This window comes from Mycobacterium sp. NGS33, from assembly GCF_059812885.1.
In genome coordinates this window covers 1-13,852 of record NZ_JCALDN010000014.1, presented here as the reverse complement: position 1 = coordinate 13,852, position 13,852 = coordinate 1, and the positions used below count along the sequence as shown (strand labels likewise).

The window sequence follows — 13,852 nt, the reverse complement described above, 5'->3', positions numbered from 1 at the left end:
CCGGTCGCGCTATGCGTGGGCATGACCGTGGACATCTTCCAGGCCCGCCTGGTGCACGTGGGCGTGGCTGTGTTCGGTCCCGTCGGCGTGAGCGTGTGAGTGTTCGTGCTCGACGTGCTCATGCTCGTGGGTGGTGTGCGCGTGGGCGTGGGTGACATCGCCGTGCTGGTGTTCGTGCGCGTGCGGCGCGTCGTGGGTGTGCTGTTCGCTCATCGCTGTTCTCTCCTTGGGTGAAATGCCTTGTGGCTGATGCTCGCTCAGCGCGCGGCGCTGTGCCGCCGGTTCGGCGGGCGGGACGCTTCGGTGACGGCCGTCAGCCCGCCGTCGCCGCGATGGTGACCGGGAACGCCCGGGCCGGCGTGTTCGGCGTTGAACACCGCGTCGATGACGAGTTGACGAACGTGGTCGTTTTCCAGGCTGTAGAAAATCGTCGTGCCCTCCCGGCGGGTGCGGACCAGTCGGGCCATCCGCAGCTTCGCGAGGTGCTGGGAAACCGACGGCGCCGGCTTGCCCACGTGCTCGGCGAGTTCGTTGACCGACATCTCGCGGTCGGTCAACGACCAGAGCACCTGCACGCGCGTGGCATCGGCCAGCATCCGGAAGACCTCGACGACCAGGCTGGCCTGGTCGTCCGGCAGCCGCCCTCTGCCACTATCTGCATGCATACGCAAATATTAGCGAAGACCGGTCCAGCTGCCAAGGACCCGGTTCAGCAGGACGGGACGACCGTCGCCAGGCGTCCGCCATTGCGCTCGTTCCAGAACCGGTAGACCGCGCCGGCCTCGTCGTTGGGCTCGTAGCGCATCGGCAGGCGGCGCTGGTCCCATCGCTTCGCGAATTCGTCGTAGAACGTGGACAATTCGAAATACTTGCGGTCGTCCACGTAGTACCGCTCGTAGCTTTCGCGCGTGGTCAGGAACACCACTTCTTTGGGCGAGCAGTAGTACAGGGAGCCCAGGCACATCGGGCACGGGTGGGCGAGCACGTAGATGGTGGCATCGACGAGGTGCTCGGTGCCGAGCTTCATGCAGGCCTCCCGGATGGCGAGGATTTCCGCATGGGCGGTGGGATCGTTGGTCTGGGCCACCTTGTTGGCGCTCTCGGCGAGCACCTCGCCGTCCTGGACGATCACCGTCGCGAAGGGGCGGCCCCCGTCTGCCACGTTCCGGCGAGCCAGGTCGATCGTCCGCTGGGCGAAATCGGTCACGGGCCCTCCGGGATGGAACGGGAGCAGATAACTCGCAGAGTAGTCCCGCGCACCGGACCGCGGCACTGTGATACTAACTAGATTGTCTATCTTTTTCCTGGCCCGGTTTAAGGGGGCACCATGGCGCGCGCCGAACGTGATCGTTGGGATCTTGCGACCAGTGTCGGGGCGACGGCGACCATGGTGGCCGCGCAGCGGGCGCTGTCTTCGGACGCAAAGCTGATCGACGACCCCTATGCCGCGCCGCTGGTGCGGGCGGTCGGCATCGACGTCTATGTGCGGCTGGTGAACGGTGAAATCGCGCCGGGCGGTACCACGGAGTTCGATCCGCAGCGGATGGCGCGAGGGATGGCGTGCCGAACCCGGTTCTACGACCAATTCTTTCTGGAAGCGACCCGCAGCGGCATCGGTCAGGTGGTCATCCTTGCGTCCGGCCTCGACTCCCGCGCCTACCGGCTGCCCTGGCCTGCCGGGACGATCGTGTACGAGGTCGACATGCCGGAGGTGATCGAGTTCAAGACGCTGACGCTGGGCGACCTGGGAGCCGAGCCGACGGCCGAGCGCCGCACCGTCGGCATCGATCTGCGCGACGATTGGGCCGCGGCGCTGCGGGCGGCCGGATTCGATCCGCAGGCGCCCTCGGCGTGGAGCGCCGAGGGCCTGGTGGTGTACCTGCCCGACGACGCCCAGGACGCGCTGTTCGACAACATCACCGACCTGAGTGCCCCGGACAGCCGCCTCGCGTTCGAATTCGTGCCTGACACCGCCGTTTTCACCGACCCGCGGTGGCGTGCCCATCACGACCGGATGAGCGAACTCGGGTTCGAGATCGACTTCAACGATCTCGTGTATCACGGGCAGCGCAGCCACATCGTCGACCACCTCGGCCGGCGCGGCTGGCAGACTACATCGCAGACCATCGCCGAGTTGCATGCCGCCAACGCGTTTGCCTACGCCGACGACGACGTCGCCGCGGCCTTCGCCGATGTCACCTACAGCAGCGCGGTGCTCGGGCGATGAGCCGTCATTCCTGCGCGCACGGGCCGGGTCGTGCGCGTTTTGGTGCCCCCACTAGGACTCGAACCTAGGACCTGCGGATTAAAAGTCCGTAGCTCTACCAACTGAGCTATAGGGGCCGCGGAGATTCAGGATACTTGGACCGAAAACGAGGCTCGTTTGAGGATTGGGCACGCCGTGACCTAAGCTGACGTGGCTCCCAACGAAACCACGTTGCGAGTACCCCGGAGTGATTCGGTTCTGGCCCCCATCGTCTAGTGGCCTAGGACGCCGCCCTTTCACGGCGGTAGCACGGGTTCGAATCCCGTTGGGGGTACGCGACGCGGTGACGCGGAGCAGCAGCAAGGCCCTGTGGCGCAGTTGGTTAGCGCGCCGCCCTGTCACGGCGGAGGTCGCGGGTTCGAGTCCCGTCAGGGTCGCCAAGCGCGGCGAGGCACTCGCTGCCTTCCGGCCAGGTAGCTCAGTCGGTACGAGCGTCCGCCTGAAAAGCGGAAGGTCGGCGGTTCGATCCCGCCCCTGGCCACCAGCGTTGAACAGCACGGACCCGGGCGACAGCCCTCTATGGATGTTTTGGTTTGTCCGGTTCCTGTCCGTTCGCCTGGTTGGACGAGTTCATCGAAGTAACGATCCCTGTAGATGTTCACCGTGACGGTCGGTTCGAGTGCCCCATGGTCTTCTGGACGTAGCGAAGATTGGCCCAAGGGGACCGGGCCGGGCAAAGCTGGGCTACCTGCGGTGTAGGTCGTGAATCGTCAAGGGCGCCAAGTGTGTTATTTGCCGTCTGCAGGGCGCGAGCCCACGGGCCTGGCGACGGCACGTGTTTGATTGAGGAAGCCGCTTTTCGGCGAGTCGACCGCTAATCAGTCCTCACGCCGAAGTCCTCATCGTGCGGTCGAGAAAACCGGCGACGGCGGCGGTGAAGGCGTCGTTGTCGTCCCCGGCGACCATGTGGCCGGTGCCGGAGACATCCATTGTTTCGGCGTGGGGGACAACGTCGAGGAATTCATCGACCGCGTGCTGTGACGTCACGTCCGAGAGCAGGCCGCGCACAAGAAGGGTAGGAGCCTGCACGCGACGGGCACCCTCAACAAGCAGCTCGGTGATGGCGTCGAACTGTTCGGCACCAGTTTCGGGGTCACCTTGCAGGAACTGAAAATTGGAGGTGATGAATGCTGGATCCCACCGCCAAATCCACCTGCCATCGTCGCGTTGTCGCAACACTTTTCGCAGTCCGTCCAGGCTTTCGGGACGGGCGCGGTGCGGATTGTATTGGGCGATGACGTCGGCCGCGTCGTCGAGCGTGCCGAATCCGTCGGGATGGGCGGCCATAAAAGACACAACACGTCGCGCACCGTGAAGCTCCATTCGCGGGGTGATGTCGACAAGAACGACTGCTGACCACAAATCGGCTGGTGCCAGCAGGTGGGCTCCCAAAATGGTCATGCCGCCCAACGACGCACCAACGACCACCGGCGGACGGTCGTCACTCGCGTGTTCGCGCACAGCCAGCAAATCGGACGTGAGTCCTGCGAGTTCGTATCGCCCAGTCGGGTCCCACCCGCTATCGCCGTGGCCTCGGGCGTCGTAGGCGACGACGGTGTAACCGCGCGCATGCAACCGGCGCGCCGTGGTGGTCCAAGCGTGGCGGTTTTGACCACCACCATGCAGGAGAAGTACGACGGCGCGGGCGGTGTTGTGTCGGTAGAAATCCGCTGTGAGGGTGACGCCGTCTTCGGTGCGGATTCGCTCGCAGGTAACGGTCATTTGATTAGGCCGTGGTAGCCAATTCGGAAGGCACTCGTGCTCAGTCTTGCCATCATCCGGAATTCCCCCTAGGACTAACCACCGTCACGGTTCCCTGAGCAGCGCATACCGCGCGCCCCGCGTTGGTGACATCGATTCTGGCGACACCGCTACGCTTGCCCAGCGCGATGATCTCGGTGACCGCAACGCACACTCCGCTCGACACGGGCTGCAGCAGGTTTAGCTTGAATTCCGTTGTGGCAACCCATGATCCCGCTGGGATAACCGGATAGAACACCACGCCCAGACAGTGGTCTACCATCGCCGACAAGCATCCGCCGTGGAGATTGCCGAACGGGGTCATCAGGTCGTCCCGAGCATCCATCTCCACAACCAGACGTCCTGCGGCGAATTCGATGTGGCGAAATTCCAAGTAGCTGGACAGCCCACCCGCGGTTGCCGCAGCATTCTGCAACTCGTCGGCAATCTCTTGGCTGAACTGCTCGAACTTCATGTCTGGAGCCCCTCATCGTTCACCGATACTGCTGACACTAATGAGACATTACTCCGTACTTGTTGCATCAACGCAAGACCGCGTGCTGGTGAGCAGAGGAGGAAGCAGGAATCGTCGTAAAAAAGTATCGAGGCCCTCCGGGCTGCGGTGTCTTGGGCCTTCGACCGTGAGGAGGCTGAGGATGGCCCGCAGTATCCATTCGGCGGCGTCGTCGACCGACACCCCACGCTCAAGTTGATCCCAGTGCGCGGCGAAGACAGGGCGAAGGAACTCGGCGACGAGTTCGAACAAAGCCACCGACGTGCCTTTGGCCAGCCCTACGCCGGCGAGTTCGTCGTCACTGCCGAATAGCAATCCGATTATCGGTTCATGGTGGGCCGCGCGGAGTGTAACCTCGACGAAATCCAGTATCGCCGAGTCTAAGTCGGTATGCGCCGCGATCCGCCCACTAATGCGGCGGAGGTAGCGTTCGGCTGACCGCAGGATAACACCGGAAATGACGGATTCACGACTCGGAAAGTAGCGGTACACCGTGGCGCGGGACACCCCCGCCTGCCTAGCGATGTCCTCCATCGTGGTGCCCGCCGGGCCCTTGCCCTCTAGGCACGCTTCGGCGGCGTCGAGCAGGAGGTCTCGGGCGACGTCACGGCTCGCGGGCGTTGCCGTGCCCCAGCGCAACGATTTCTTCATCACGATGCAAGTATGCAGCCTCGGACCGATCGGAGACTGACGAACCGACCAGTTGTCGGACGGCGATCTGTGTGACAATATCGCAAATATGTCGCACAGAAGACGTCGACGATGAACGCGACCTGACCGTTGGCGATTGCACCGCGCACTCCGGTTGTCGTCGGGGTTGGTGAGATCACACACCGCGACGATAGCGTCGTGGATCCCATCGATTTGGCGTCCGAAGCTGCGCGTCGAGCGTTGCAGGACTCGGGCGCCGCTATCGGGCATCGGATCGATACGGTGGCGACACCGGGGATCTTGATGATTCCGCGTGACAACCCTGCGTCAAGGATTGCCGAAGCGGCTGGGCTGGCGCCAACCCGCCGCATCAGTTGTCCGGTTGGCGGTAATACGCCTCAGTACCTCGTTGAGGTGCTCGGCGGCCACATCTCGCGCGGTATGGGAGACGCGGTGCTGGTCGTTGGAGCAGAAAGCGGCGCGTCAGCCCGCAGGCTCAATTCTGGCCGTGTGCTGCCCGGTCCGAAATCCGTTGATGCGCAGGATGAGTCACTTGGCGATACTCGCCCCGGTCTGAGCGCGGCCGAGACGTGCGCTGGATTGCGTTGGCCGCACGAGGTGTACCCGATCTTCGAATCCGCCATCGCGGCTCGATGTGGTCGGACGTTCGACGAGCAGCGCCGCTGGCTGGGAAGCCTGATGGCCCCCTTCACCCTCGAAGCATCGAGGCATCCCGACCAGGCATGGTTTCCGCGCGCGCGCACTGCCAGTGAGCTCAGCTCGGTGTCGCCAACTAACCGAATGGTGTGCGAGCCATATCCCAAGCTGCTCAACAGCATTATCACCGTCGATATGGCGGCCGCCTTCGTCATGATGGCTGCCGAACTCGCCGACGAAATCGGTGTTCCTCGTGACCGATGGGTTTTCCCCTGGTGCGCGGCCACTTGCAACGACGTGTACTTTCCGGTTCAGCGGCCCGATCTCAGTCGGTCCGCGGGAATTCGCGCTGCCGGACGGGCGCTCCTAGCTGCCTGCAACCTTTCCGCCGATGACATCGGATGGTTCGATTTTTACTCCTGCTTCCCTTCGGCGGTCGAAGTTGCCATCGATGCACTCGATCTCGATCCAGCGGATTCACGCGGGTTCACGGTGACCGGTGGATTGCCCTATCACGGAGGACCGGGTAACAACTATGTCAGCCACTCGATTGCGGAGATGGTTCGGCGCTGCCGAAGCGAACCGGCCGCCCTAGGACTGGTCTCCGGATTAGGTTGGTATATCACGAAGCACTCGTTGGGATTATGGTCGGCGACGCCGCCGCCGACGGGGTGGCAGACACCGGACATGGCCGAAGCGCAGGCCGCGATTGATGCGACTGCGCTTCCGGTCGCTTCTGCCGCCGATGCATCCGGTAGGGCAACGATCGATGGCTACACGGTGGTACACGACCGCGACGAAGGCCCTTCGTGGGTGCCCGTTCTCGCGCGTCTACCCGACGGCCGGCGCGTCGCGGCTCGCAACGACGATGCGAAGGTGGCGAAGGAAATGTCGAAACAGATGTTTGTCGGACGGCATATCAGGTTACGGCCAGGCGACCAGCACGTCGAATTCGAACTGCCATGAAGGCCGACGCGCTCGTGCTGAGCAAGCCGCGCGCTCTTGAGCGGCGCACTTTGCCAGTGCCGCCCGTCGACGGCGACTCCGGAGTCCTTCGGATCGAGGCGTGCGGGCTCTGCGGAACCGATCACGAGCAGTACAGCGGTCACCTGTCGGCGGGCTTCCCTTTCATCCCCGGGCACGAGATCGTCGGTGTCATTGACGCAGTCGGTGACGCCGCAAGCGCGCGTTGGGGCGTGTCGGCAGGTGATCGGGTTGCGGTCGAGGTTTTCCGATCTTGCCGGGAGTGCGACGCGTGCCGCCAAGATGAGTATCGCAGGTGCTCGCGCAACGGTCTGGCCACGATGTTCGGCTTTGTCGATGTAAACATCGATCCCGGCCTGTGGGGAGGGTATGCAACGCACCTGCACCTGCCGTTCGATTCCATGCTGTTGTCGATTCCAGACGGACTCGACCCGATTGTCGCTACGTTGTTCAACCCGCTGGGTGCGGGAATCAAATGGGCTGCCACGCTGCCGGAGACAGGGTCGGGCGACGTCGTCGCAGTCCTAGGGCCGGGCATTCGAGGCATCTGTTCGGCCGTAGCAGCGAAGGAGTCGGGAGCGGCATTCGTCGCTATGACCGGACTCGGGCCTCGCGATCGGCCGCGGTTAGCCGCAGCGTGCAAGTTCGGCGTGGACCTGACCATTGACGTGACCCGTGAAGACCCGGTCAAGGCCCTGCAACGAGTGACCGGTCAGCTCGCAGACGTCGTCGTCGACGTCACCGCCAAAGCGCCAGGTGCGTTTGCTGACGCCGTCGCACTTGCTCGGCCAGGCGGGCGCGTGGTGGTCGCCGGCACCCGCGGCGGTGGCGGAGCACCAGGCTTCGAGCCAGACCTCCTTGTCTTCAAAGAATTACGCGTCTTCGGCTCGCTGGGCGTCGATTACCCCGCCTACCGCAGCGCGATCGAGTTACTCGTCTCCGGGCGTTGGCCCTTCGATGAACTGTCCCGGAACGTCACCGGGTTCGGGGGCTTACCGCGACTGCTCGATGTCTTGGCCGGCGCCGAGTCGGGCACGATCCCGGCGCTGCACAGCGTTTTCGTACCGAATGCGTGACAGCGTCAAGTGGCGTATGACCGAAAGGACCGACCGTGGGTAGTGGAAAGCGCATTGCGATGCTCGGCCTGACCGATGCGCGGAAGCGTGCCGCTCAGTGCGGAATTCCCGAAGCGATGGCGGAATTGTCGGTCTTTAGAATCGCCCTGCATCAGCCCGGCGTGGCGGCTGCGTTAAACGGGTTGCTAGAGGCATTGCTGTGGAGGGGTGTGCTGGATGCGCGTCTGCGGGAGCTGATCATCATGCGAATCGCCTGGGTCACCGGTTCGGTCTACGAATGGACGCAACACTGGAGAGTTGCCCGCCTACTCGATGTGCCCGAGCGCGACCTGCTCGCCGTGCGAGACTGGCCGAGCGTGACCCACTTTGGCGATGCCGAACGTGCTGTGCTCGCGGCAACCGACGAGACACTACTGGAGGGAACAATATCTGATGAGACATGGGCGGCTTGTGAGCGTGCGGTCGACGCGGATGCGGCCGTACTCGTCGAACTCGTCGCGGCGATCGGGAACTGGCGCCTGTTCTCCGCCCTACTGCGATCGTTGGATGTGCCGCTCGAAGACGGCGTCGATGAATGGCCGCCTGACGGTGTTCGACCTTCGTGAGGCGACGAGACCCGAGTTACGGCGGTATGCCGCCAGCGGTATCGCAGCGAAGTGTCACTCGCGGTGATTCGGCGCTGCCCTGTGCCAATCGGCGTTCGCTATACCTCGCTGAGCGGTATGAAAAATGGCTTGTTTTGGAGAGTAATTGCCGCTACACCCGTGTGGGAAGCGAGGCTCTGATGATCGATCCTCCTGATCCGACCGCTCCACATCGATTGCCGGCACACACGCCCATCTGCATGGGCTGTGGACCCGAGAATCCCAGTGGCCTGAGGCTGGCGGTATACCGGCTGCGCGATGAGGTGTATGCCGATGTGACGTTCGATGAGCGCCATATCGGTGCGCCCGGCCTGGCACACGGCGGGGCGATCGCGGCTGCATGCGACGACCTACTGGGCTTCACCTTATGGATCGCAGGCACGCCCGCGGTCACGCGCAATCTCGCCGTCGAGTATCTGGCGCCGGTTCCGCTTCATCAAACCCACCGCATTACCGCACGCATCAGCGCTCGGCATAGACGTGCGTTGCACGTGCAGGGCGAGGGAGTCGGCAAAGATGGCATCACTAGATTCACTGCTACAGCGATCTTCATCGCCGTTGAGCCCGAACACTTCGCCGCTCACGGAGACATCGCCAGCTTCGGCGAGCTCTTTGACAGGCTTATTCGGTCAGTCGGCGGCCACCGCGAGCATGACTCGGATGAGGGTCCCTGATGCGCGCAATGCCAACTGAAATCGAGGCGTCTCACGCTTCCTGACGTTTGTGTTGCGGCCACCAGCTCGCTTCGCCCAGCAGCGTGGCGATCGCGGGGGCGGTGAGGGTGCGAACGACGAAGGTATCCGGTAGTAGGCCGCAGCCGATGATGAATCCGGCTTGGATCATGATGGCGAAAGAACCGACCATGAGTCCGAATGCTGGCGGCAAAGATGAGCCCGACCGAAGTCACACCGACCGCGGAGCACCTATACCGCACACGCGTTCACCACGCTGTGCCGACAGTTGGGGATTCGGCAGTCGATGGGCCGGGTGGGATCGTGTTTCGACAATGCCGCTAAGGAGGCGTTCTTCTCCTCGCTGAATGGGAAGTGCTGTCCCGCAATAGTTTCCATGTCACTCTCCCAGCGCAGGCTGTGGTTATCGACTGGTGCTACACCTTCGACAATCACCAACGCCGGCACAGCGCCGCCGACGGGTGAATCGCCCTGGAAATCCCGGAGGCTCTGATGTGCCCTGGGCTTATTGGTGTCACCCTACGGCGGAATCTCCGCCGCAACAGGATTGTTGAATCGACACCAATCACGCACGGCGCGTGTTACGAACTCAGGACCGTTGTCGAAGCGTACATAGTGCGTGAGGGCCAAGCAATCCAACATCGACGACGCTGTCGGCATCGATGGAGCGATCCACCTGGATCGCCAGCGCCTCCGAGTGAACTCGTCGTTCACGTTGCGTCGTGGAACGATGTAGCCCCACAACCGTGCAGACACGACGCTCAGACACCCCGAACCGCTCACGCAGGACCGAAACGGCACTACGCTTGCGGTTCGGGGTCAGGAGTTTCCCGCCGAGATCTCCTTGAGCATGTCGATGTCGATGGCCTGGTCGGCGACCAGCTTCTTGAGCCGGCGTTCTCGGCAGAGGAGCTTGTTGCCTTCGGCCAACTTGCGGATGATCTGATCCGGCGTGTGTCGCCGGCGCTTATTCGATACCATGTCGTGGTTGATCTTCCTTGCCCGCAGACCGGGCGACAAAGTCCCACAGCCACTGGACCACCTCAGCGGGCTCACGTCAGTGGGGCCGGCGGCGTCGCTAGACTGACCGGGCTGCGGGCCATCGAGTCGTCGTGATTGTGAGCGCATCGTCGACGACTTCCTCCGCGCACCGCCGCCAGGCCGATGGACTCGCACAACGACCCGCCGCCCGTAAACGTCCTTGCCGCAGCGGCCGTTCCGACTAGTACGCGGCGCGGCTAATTTGGCGACCAGGAGATCGGCAACGACAGATAACCTCGGATGGGTCCCGACCGCAGGCGCTGCGCGCGCTCTAGGTCGACCTCCCAATTGGGCACGCGGGCCAGCAGGGCGCGCAAGGCAATCCGGGCCTCCATCCGCGCTAACGACGCGCCGAGGCAGAAGTGAATACCCCGGCCGAATGCCACTTGGTGTTCGGGTTTGCGCCCAATGTCAAACACGTCGGGATCAGCGAACACGCGTTCGTCGCGATTGGCCGAGCCGAATAACAACAGCACTGATTCACCGGCGGACATCCTGACGCCATGCACTGTGACGTCGCGGGTCAACGTTCGCGAAAGTCCTTGCGCCGGTGAGTCATACCTGAGCAGCTCCTCAACAGCTGCCCCGAGCAAGGTCTCATCACCGGCCAGCCGACGTCGGATGTCGCGATACTCGGCCAGTACCACCGCGGAGTTGGCCAGCAGATTCGACGTCGTCTCATGTCCCGCGATCAGCAGCAGCAGGCAAAAGCCAAGCAGCTCGTCGTCACTAAGTTGCTTTCCGTCGATCTCGGCACACACCAACGCTGACATTAAGTCGTCGCGGGGTTGGCTGCGGCGGTCGGCGAGGAAATTGGTGAAGTAGCCATAGATCGCGGCCGCGGCTGCCAATGCCTCACCGGTCTCGCCGTGGGTGGGATCAGACTGCACCAGCGCGTTCGACCACTGTCGAAATTGTGTGCGGTCCTCGCGCGGCACACCGAGCAAATCAGCGATCACCATCGCCGGTAGTACAGCTGCGAACTCGGCGACGAAATCGGCCGAACCTGCTTCCTGGATCAGACCGGCCGTCAGGTGGTCGGCGAGGTTCTCGACCCCGGTCGTCAGAGCTGCAATCCGCCGCGGGGTGAATGCCTTGCTCACCAAAGCCCGCAGCTGGTCGTGCCGCGGGGGATCCATCAAAATCATCATGGGAAGCAGCGACCGGCGCATGGCCGAGCCAGGTGGAGTCGGAAATACTCCGTCGACCGACGAGTAGCTGTGATGGTCCAGCAGCGCGCTGATGACATCTGCGTGGCGACTAAGCACCCACGTGTTGGTATCTGGGGCGTGGTACACGGGTGCCTCGTCGCGGAGCTGCCGGTAGACGGGGTAGGGGTCGTCCTGAATTTCCGCGTCGAAGGGGTCGTATCGAAGCTGAACCGTCGACATAGCGTCTCCCGCCGCTCTGCAAAACATCGGTTTAAACTGAGAGTTTAAACCGAGGGGAGGGTTCATGCGTAAGATTCCCGGTCAGATTGCCGACCGGTTGCCGGCTGCGGCCGAACTGTTTGCCGAGCGCGGGCTCAATGACACCAAGATCGAAGACGTGGCCGCGACCACGGGCATCGCCAAGGCCACGCTCTACTACTACTTCGCCGGCAAAGAAGAAATACTCGCCTTCCTGCTCGAAGACGCCCTACAACAAGTCGCGCACGAAGTCACCGCGATCGTCGAGGCAGACGGCGACGCAGCCCAACGCCTGCACGCCGTCATCAGCGCCCAACTGCGCGTGATGGCCCAGCGGCCCGCTGTCTGTCGCGCCCTCATCGGAGAACTGGGCCGCGCCGCCCGCATGCCCGTCATCGGGGACATGATCAGCACTGCCTACTTCGAACCCGTCGAAACCTTGCTTCGCGCGGGCGCCGCCGACGGCTCACTCGTGGCACTCGACAAGCCGAGAGCTGCCGCCATCGCCCTATTCGGTGCGGTCACCACCAGCGCGCTGACCTACCTCATCACAGACGATGCGCTCAACGAAGATCTGATCGCGCGAACAATCCACGACGTCTTGTTTACCGGCCTACGGCCACGCTAACTGCCCCCGCAGACGTTCAGGCTGCTTTCTGCATTATGGTACGAACAGTAGCGTAGCGAAACCGACAGTACTAGGGGACTCTCTTGCTGGTGTCGCGATGTCGGGGGCCAAGGCAGGCGACGCCGATTGCACTGAAATGGCCGTCGCCTCAAGAATATCCGCGAGCAGCCGCGGCCACGGGCGTCCGCCAATCGGGCTCAGGTTCCACACCGGTTCGGCCCGGCGCAAATTCGGCGCTCGCTAAATCCCTCACCAGACAATGCGCTCGCACCTGCCATTCTTGGTGCTGTCCCGGTTGTCGACATCCCACTGAGAAAGGGCGACCCGCAAGCATCAGCTTGCTAGGCTCATCCCCGAGTAGAGGTGTTCGTCTTGTTCGCTGAGGTAGAGGCCGCGATGTCTCTTCCAGGGGCGCACACCGCGGGCAGCGCAGCAGTCCTCGATGCCACCCGTGCGGTCGCAACGTTGGGCGGCTTCAAGGCGGTCCATTTCAAATCGGTCGCCAAGCAAGCCGGCGTTAGGGTCGGGTCGGTCTATGACCATTTCACGTCGAAGACCCACCTGTTGGTGACGTTACTCGCCCGTGAGTTCGTGCGGCTGGATCAAGAACGCGACTGGAGCACGTGTGCGGCGTCCCCGATCCGGCGATTGGAATCCTTGACTCGCCGGCTTCACGACGAATGGCAGCAAAATGTGAAGCTCACCGAGGCGGTGGTTCGCGCATTCGTTATTGCTGGCACCGATGAAGCGCTGGCGGCGCAGCATGCCGCCGATCTCATCGAATGCATGCTGGCGCGGGCGCTTAGTGGTGGCACGCCAAGGCCTCATGAGCGGCAGGTTGCCGGGCTCATCATTGATATCTGGCTGGCCAACTTGATGGCCTTCGTCGGCGGCCGGGCGACAGCGGAGCAGTCACGCGAGTGCATCGACCGAGCTATGCGACTTCTTCTTGATGTGCGGGCGGGTGCCGCCGATTTATAGCAATACCGACCGTATCGCTGCGATACTATAGGTACTATAAGTGTGGCTTCGCTGACGAGTCGAAGGGGGCGGCTATGCCCACACAGTGGATCGAGCAGTGCACTGTTCAGCGAGTCTCACTGCACGAAGGCCTGGTACTCGATCTCGACGATTACAGCGAGCTCGTAATCTCCCGACCGATGCGACTAACGCTTCCTGCCATAGGCGCCTGGCCCGAGGAAGAGGTATTGATCGACCCCGTCCACCTTTCGCCCGAAGAGCGGACATTGTTGGACCTGGCCGGAGCGGTATGCACGCGGGCCTGGTTCGACGATGACGGGTCGCTGCATCTGGAGTTCTCCGGGGGACACCGCATCGATGTCTCGCCGGACGCAGCCGCGACCGCATGGGAACTGTATGGCAAACGCCACGGCTACATGGCGTGTCTGCCCCGGGGCCGAGTTCGAGCGGTTCGGCACGATCTTCCGACGGAGGACGACGACTCAGTTACTAGCTGAATCTCTATGCCCAGGACGGAGGGCGTAGGGGTCTGCTGCATGAACAGGTGACATCTTGACCTGACCTACCTG

At 63.1% G+C, this 13,852-nt stretch carries 15 protein-coding genes, 4 tRNA genes and 3 pseudogenes; 12 read left to right on the top strand and 10 right to left on the bottom strand.

Going from position 1 to position 13,852, the window contains the following annotated elements; translation table 11 throughout:
* Positions 1-9: 9 nt before the first annotated feature.
* Genes AC5Y5B_RS19115 through AC5Y5B_RS19105 form a run of 3 tightly spaced genes read right to left on the bottom strand, consistent with a single transcriptional unit; the run spans position 10 to position 1,207 of the window.
* Positions 10-213: a zinc transporter Slc39a7 gene (locus tag AC5Y5B_RS19115; RefSeq protein WP_112631174.1), complete on the bottom strand. Its 204-nt coding sequence runs from the start codon at positions 211-213 to the stop codon at positions 10-12.
* Between the two features lie 44 nt (positions 214-257).
* The gene (locus AC5Y5B_RS19110) at positions 258-665 is read right to left on the bottom strand and encodes an ArsR/SmtB family transcription factor (protein ID WP_112631172.1); all 408 of its coding nucleotides are present in this window, start codon (positions 663-665) and stop codon (positions 258-260) included.
* Between the two features lie 44 nt (positions 666-709).
* Positions 710-1,207: a nucleoside deaminase gene (locus AC5Y5B_RS19105; RefSeq protein WP_112631170.1), complete on the bottom strand. Its 498-nt coding sequence runs from the start codon at positions 1,205-1,207 to the stop codon at positions 710-712.
* 120 nt (positions 1,208-1,327) lie between these two features.
* On the opposite strand from AC5Y5B_RS19105, the gene AC5Y5B_RS19100 reads away from it, so the two are divergent.
* The gene (locus tag AC5Y5B_RS19100) at positions 1,328-2,227 is read left to right on the top strand and encodes a class I SAM-dependent methyltransferase (protein ID WP_112631168.1); all 900 of its coding nucleotides are present in this window, start codon (positions 1,328-1,330) and stop codon (positions 2,225-2,227) included.
* 40 nt (positions 2,228-2,267) lie between these two features.
* Here AC5Y5B_RS19100 and AC5Y5B_RS19095 read toward each other — a convergent pair.
* A tRNA-Lys gene (locus AC5Y5B_RS19095) sits at positions 2,268-2,343 on the bottom strand.
* A gap of 124 nt (positions 2,344-2,467) precedes the next feature.
* Here AC5Y5B_RS19095 and AC5Y5B_RS19090 point away from each other — a divergent pair.
* The 3 genes from AC5Y5B_RS19090 to AC5Y5B_RS19080 all read left to right on the top strand — a co-directional run bounded on the left by AC5Y5B_RS19090 (position 2,468) and on the right by AC5Y5B_RS19080 (position 2,750).
* Positions 2,468-2,540, top strand: a tRNA-Glu gene (locus AC5Y5B_RS19090).
* Positions 2,541-2,569: 29 nt separating this feature from the next.
* Positions 2,570-2,646 (top strand) — tRNA-Asp (locus AC5Y5B_RS19085).
* 27 nt (positions 2,647-2,673) lie between these two features.
* Positions 2,674-2,750: transfer RNA gene (locus tag AC5Y5B_RS19080), tRNA-Phe, on the top strand.
* 341 nt (positions 2,751-3,091) lie between these two features.
* Here the strand turns inward: AC5Y5B_RS19080 and AC5Y5B_RS19075 are convergent.
* Genes AC5Y5B_RS19075 through AC5Y5B_RS19065 form a run of 3 tightly spaced genes read right to left on the bottom strand, consistent with a single transcriptional unit; the run spans position 3,092 to position 5,171 of the window.
* Positions 3,092-3,988, bottom strand: a complete 897-nt coding sequence (locus tag AC5Y5B_RS19075; protein WP_500006140.1) for an alpha/beta fold hydrolase — start codon at positions 3,986-3,988, stop codon at positions 3,092-3,094.
* Positions 3,989-4,040: 52 nt separating this feature from the next.
* The gene (locus AC5Y5B_RS19070; protein ID WP_500006139.1) at positions 4,041-4,481 is read right to left on the bottom strand and encodes a PaaI family thioesterase; all 441 of its coding nucleotides are present in this window, start codon (positions 4,479-4,481) and stop codon (positions 4,041-4,043) included.
* Positions 4,482-4,529: 48 nt separating this feature from the next.
* Positions 4,530-5,171, bottom strand: a complete 642-nt coding sequence (locus AC5Y5B_RS19065; protein WP_205869005.1) for a TetR/AcrR family transcriptional regulator — start codon at positions 5,169-5,171, stop codon at positions 4,530-4,532.
* A gap of 129 nt (positions 5,172-5,300) precedes the next feature.
* Between AC5Y5B_RS19065 and AC5Y5B_RS19060 the strand changes: the two genes are divergently transcribed.
* The 4 genes from AC5Y5B_RS19060 to AC5Y5B_RS19045 all read left to right on the top strand — a co-directional run bounded on the left by AC5Y5B_RS19060 (position 5,301) and on the right by AC5Y5B_RS19045 (position 9,206).
* Positions 5,301-6,794: an acetyl-CoA acetyltransferase gene (locus AC5Y5B_RS19060; protein WP_500006138.1), complete on the top strand. Its 1,494-nt coding sequence runs from the start codon at positions 5,301-5,303 to the stop codon at positions 6,792-6,794.
* Positions 6,791-7,888, top strand: coding sequence for a zinc-dependent alcohol dehydrogenase (locus AC5Y5B_RS19055; RefSeq protein ID WP_500006137.1), 1,098 nt, complete (start codon positions 6,791-6,793; stop codon positions 7,886-7,888). The genes AC5Y5B_RS19060 and AC5Y5B_RS19055 overlap by 4 nt, the downstream gene beginning before the upstream one ends.
* A gap of 59 nt (positions 7,889-7,947) precedes the next feature.
* On the top strand, positions 7,948-8,493 hold the full coding sequence (locus tag AC5Y5B_RS19050) for a carboxymuconolactone decarboxylase family protein (RefSeq protein ID WP_112631158.1): 546 nt from the start codon (positions 7,948-7,950) through the stop codon (positions 8,491-8,493).
* Between the two features lie 179 nt (positions 8,494-8,672).
* The gene (locus AC5Y5B_RS19045) at positions 8,673-9,206 is read left to right on the top strand and encodes a PaaI family thioesterase (protein ID WP_112631249.1); all 534 of its coding nucleotides are present in this window, start codon (positions 8,673-8,675) and stop codon (positions 9,204-9,206) included.
* A 31-nt stretch (positions 9,207-9,237) separates the two neighbouring features.
* On the opposite strand, the pseudogene AC5Y5B_RS19040 reads toward AC5Y5B_RS19045, so the two are convergent.
* Positions 9,238-9,439 (bottom strand): annotated as a pseudogene (locus tag AC5Y5B_RS19040) (MMPL family transporter); the annotation flags it as partial.
* Here AC5Y5B_RS19040 and AC5Y5B_RS19035 point away from each other — a divergent pair.
* Positions 9,437-9,689: pseudogene (locus AC5Y5B_RS19035) on the top strand (IS3 family transposase); the annotation flags it as partial. The pseudogenes AC5Y5B_RS19040 and AC5Y5B_RS19035 overlap by 3 nt on opposite strands.
* A gap of 256 nt (positions 9,690-9,945) precedes the next feature.
* Here the strand turns inward: AC5Y5B_RS19035 and AC5Y5B_RS19030 are convergent.
* Both AC5Y5B_RS19030 and AC5Y5B_RS19025 read right to left on the bottom strand, forming a co-directional pair.
* A pseudogene (locus tag AC5Y5B_RS19030) lies at positions 9,946-10,205 on the bottom strand (IS3-like element ISMyma8 family transposase); the annotation flags it as partial.
* 257 nt (positions 10,206-10,462) lie between these two features.
* On the bottom strand, positions 10,463-11,656 hold the full coding sequence (locus tag AC5Y5B_RS19025; RefSeq protein WP_112631154.1) for a cytochrome P450: 1,194 nt from the start codon (positions 11,654-11,656) through the stop codon (positions 10,463-10,465).
* 64 nt (positions 11,657-11,720) lie between these two features.
* Here AC5Y5B_RS19025 and AC5Y5B_RS19020 point away from each other — a divergent pair, with 64 nt between their 5' ends.
* From AC5Y5B_RS19020 to AC5Y5B_RS19010, 3 genes are all read left to right on the top strand, one after another.
* Complete coding sequence (locus tag AC5Y5B_RS19020; protein ID WP_112631152.1) at positions 11,721-12,302, top strand: TetR/AcrR family transcriptional regulator; 582 nt, start codon at positions 11,721-11,723, stop codon at positions 12,300-12,302.
* A gap of 372 nt (positions 12,303-12,674) precedes the next feature.
* Positions 12,675-13,283 carry a TetR/AcrR family transcriptional regulator gene (locus AC5Y5B_RS19015; RefSeq protein ID WP_240631645.1) on the top strand — a complete coding sequence of 203 codons (609 nt, stop codon included), beginning with the start codon at positions 12,675-12,677 and terminating at the stop codon, positions 13,281-13,283.
* A gap of 74 nt (positions 13,284-13,357) precedes the next feature.
* Positions 13,358-13,780, top strand: a complete 423-nt coding sequence (locus AC5Y5B_RS19010; RefSeq protein ID WP_112631150.1) for a DUF6188 family protein — start codon at positions 13,358-13,360, stop codon at positions 13,778-13,780.
* Positions 13,781-13,852: the final 72 nt, after the last annotated feature.

Excerpts from the sequence above, each read along its gene's own strand:
- AC5Y5B_RS19115 (WP_112631174.1), bottom strand. The coding sequence starts at position 213 with ATGAGCGAACAGCACACCCACGACGCGCCGCACGCGCACGAACACCAG.
- AC5Y5B_RS19110 (WP_112631172.1), bottom strand. The coding sequence starts at position 665 with ATGCATGCAGATAGTGGCAGAGGGCGGCTGCCGGACGACCAGGCCAGC.
- AC5Y5B_RS19100 (WP_112631168.1), top strand. The coding sequence starts at position 1,328 with ATGGCGCGCGCCGAACGTGATCGTTGGGATCTTGCGACCAGTGTCGGG.
- AC5Y5B_RS19075 (WP_500006140.1), bottom strand. The coding sequence starts at position 3,988 with ATGACCGTTACCTGCGAGCGAATCCGCACCGAAGACGGCGTCACCCTC.
- AC5Y5B_RS19070 (WP_500006139.1), bottom strand. The coding sequence starts at position 4,481 with ATGAAGTTCGAGCAGTTCAGCCAAGAGATTGCCGACGAGTTGCAGAAT.
- AC5Y5B_RS19065 (WP_205869005.1), bottom strand. The coding sequence starts at position 5,171 with ATGAAGAAATCGTTGCGCTGGGGCACGGCAACGCCCGCGAGCCGTGAC.
- AC5Y5B_RS19055 (WP_500006137.1), top strand. The coding sequence starts at position 6,791 with ATGAAGGCCGACGCGCTCGTGCTGAGCAAGCCGCGCGCTCTTGAGCGG.
- AC5Y5B_RS19050 (WP_112631158.1), top strand. The coding sequence starts at position 7,948 with ATGCTCGGCCTGACCGATGCGCGGAAGCGTGCCGCTCAGTGCGGAATT.
- AC5Y5B_RS19045 (WP_112631249.1), top strand. The coding sequence starts at position 8,673 with ATGATCGATCCTCCTGATCCGACCGCTCCACATCGATTGCCGGCACAC.
- AC5Y5B_RS19025 (WP_112631154.1), bottom strand. The coding sequence starts at position 11,656 with ATGTCGACGGTTCAGCTTCGATACGACCCCTTCGACGCGGAAATTCAG.
- AC5Y5B_RS19020 (WP_112631152.1), top strand. The coding sequence starts at position 11,721 with ATGCGTAAGATTCCCGGTCAGATTGCCGACCGGTTGCCGGCTGCGGCC.
- AC5Y5B_RS19010 (WP_112631150.1), top strand. The coding sequence starts at position 13,358 with ATGCCCACACAGTGGATCGAGCAGTGCACTGTTCAGCGAGTCTCACTG.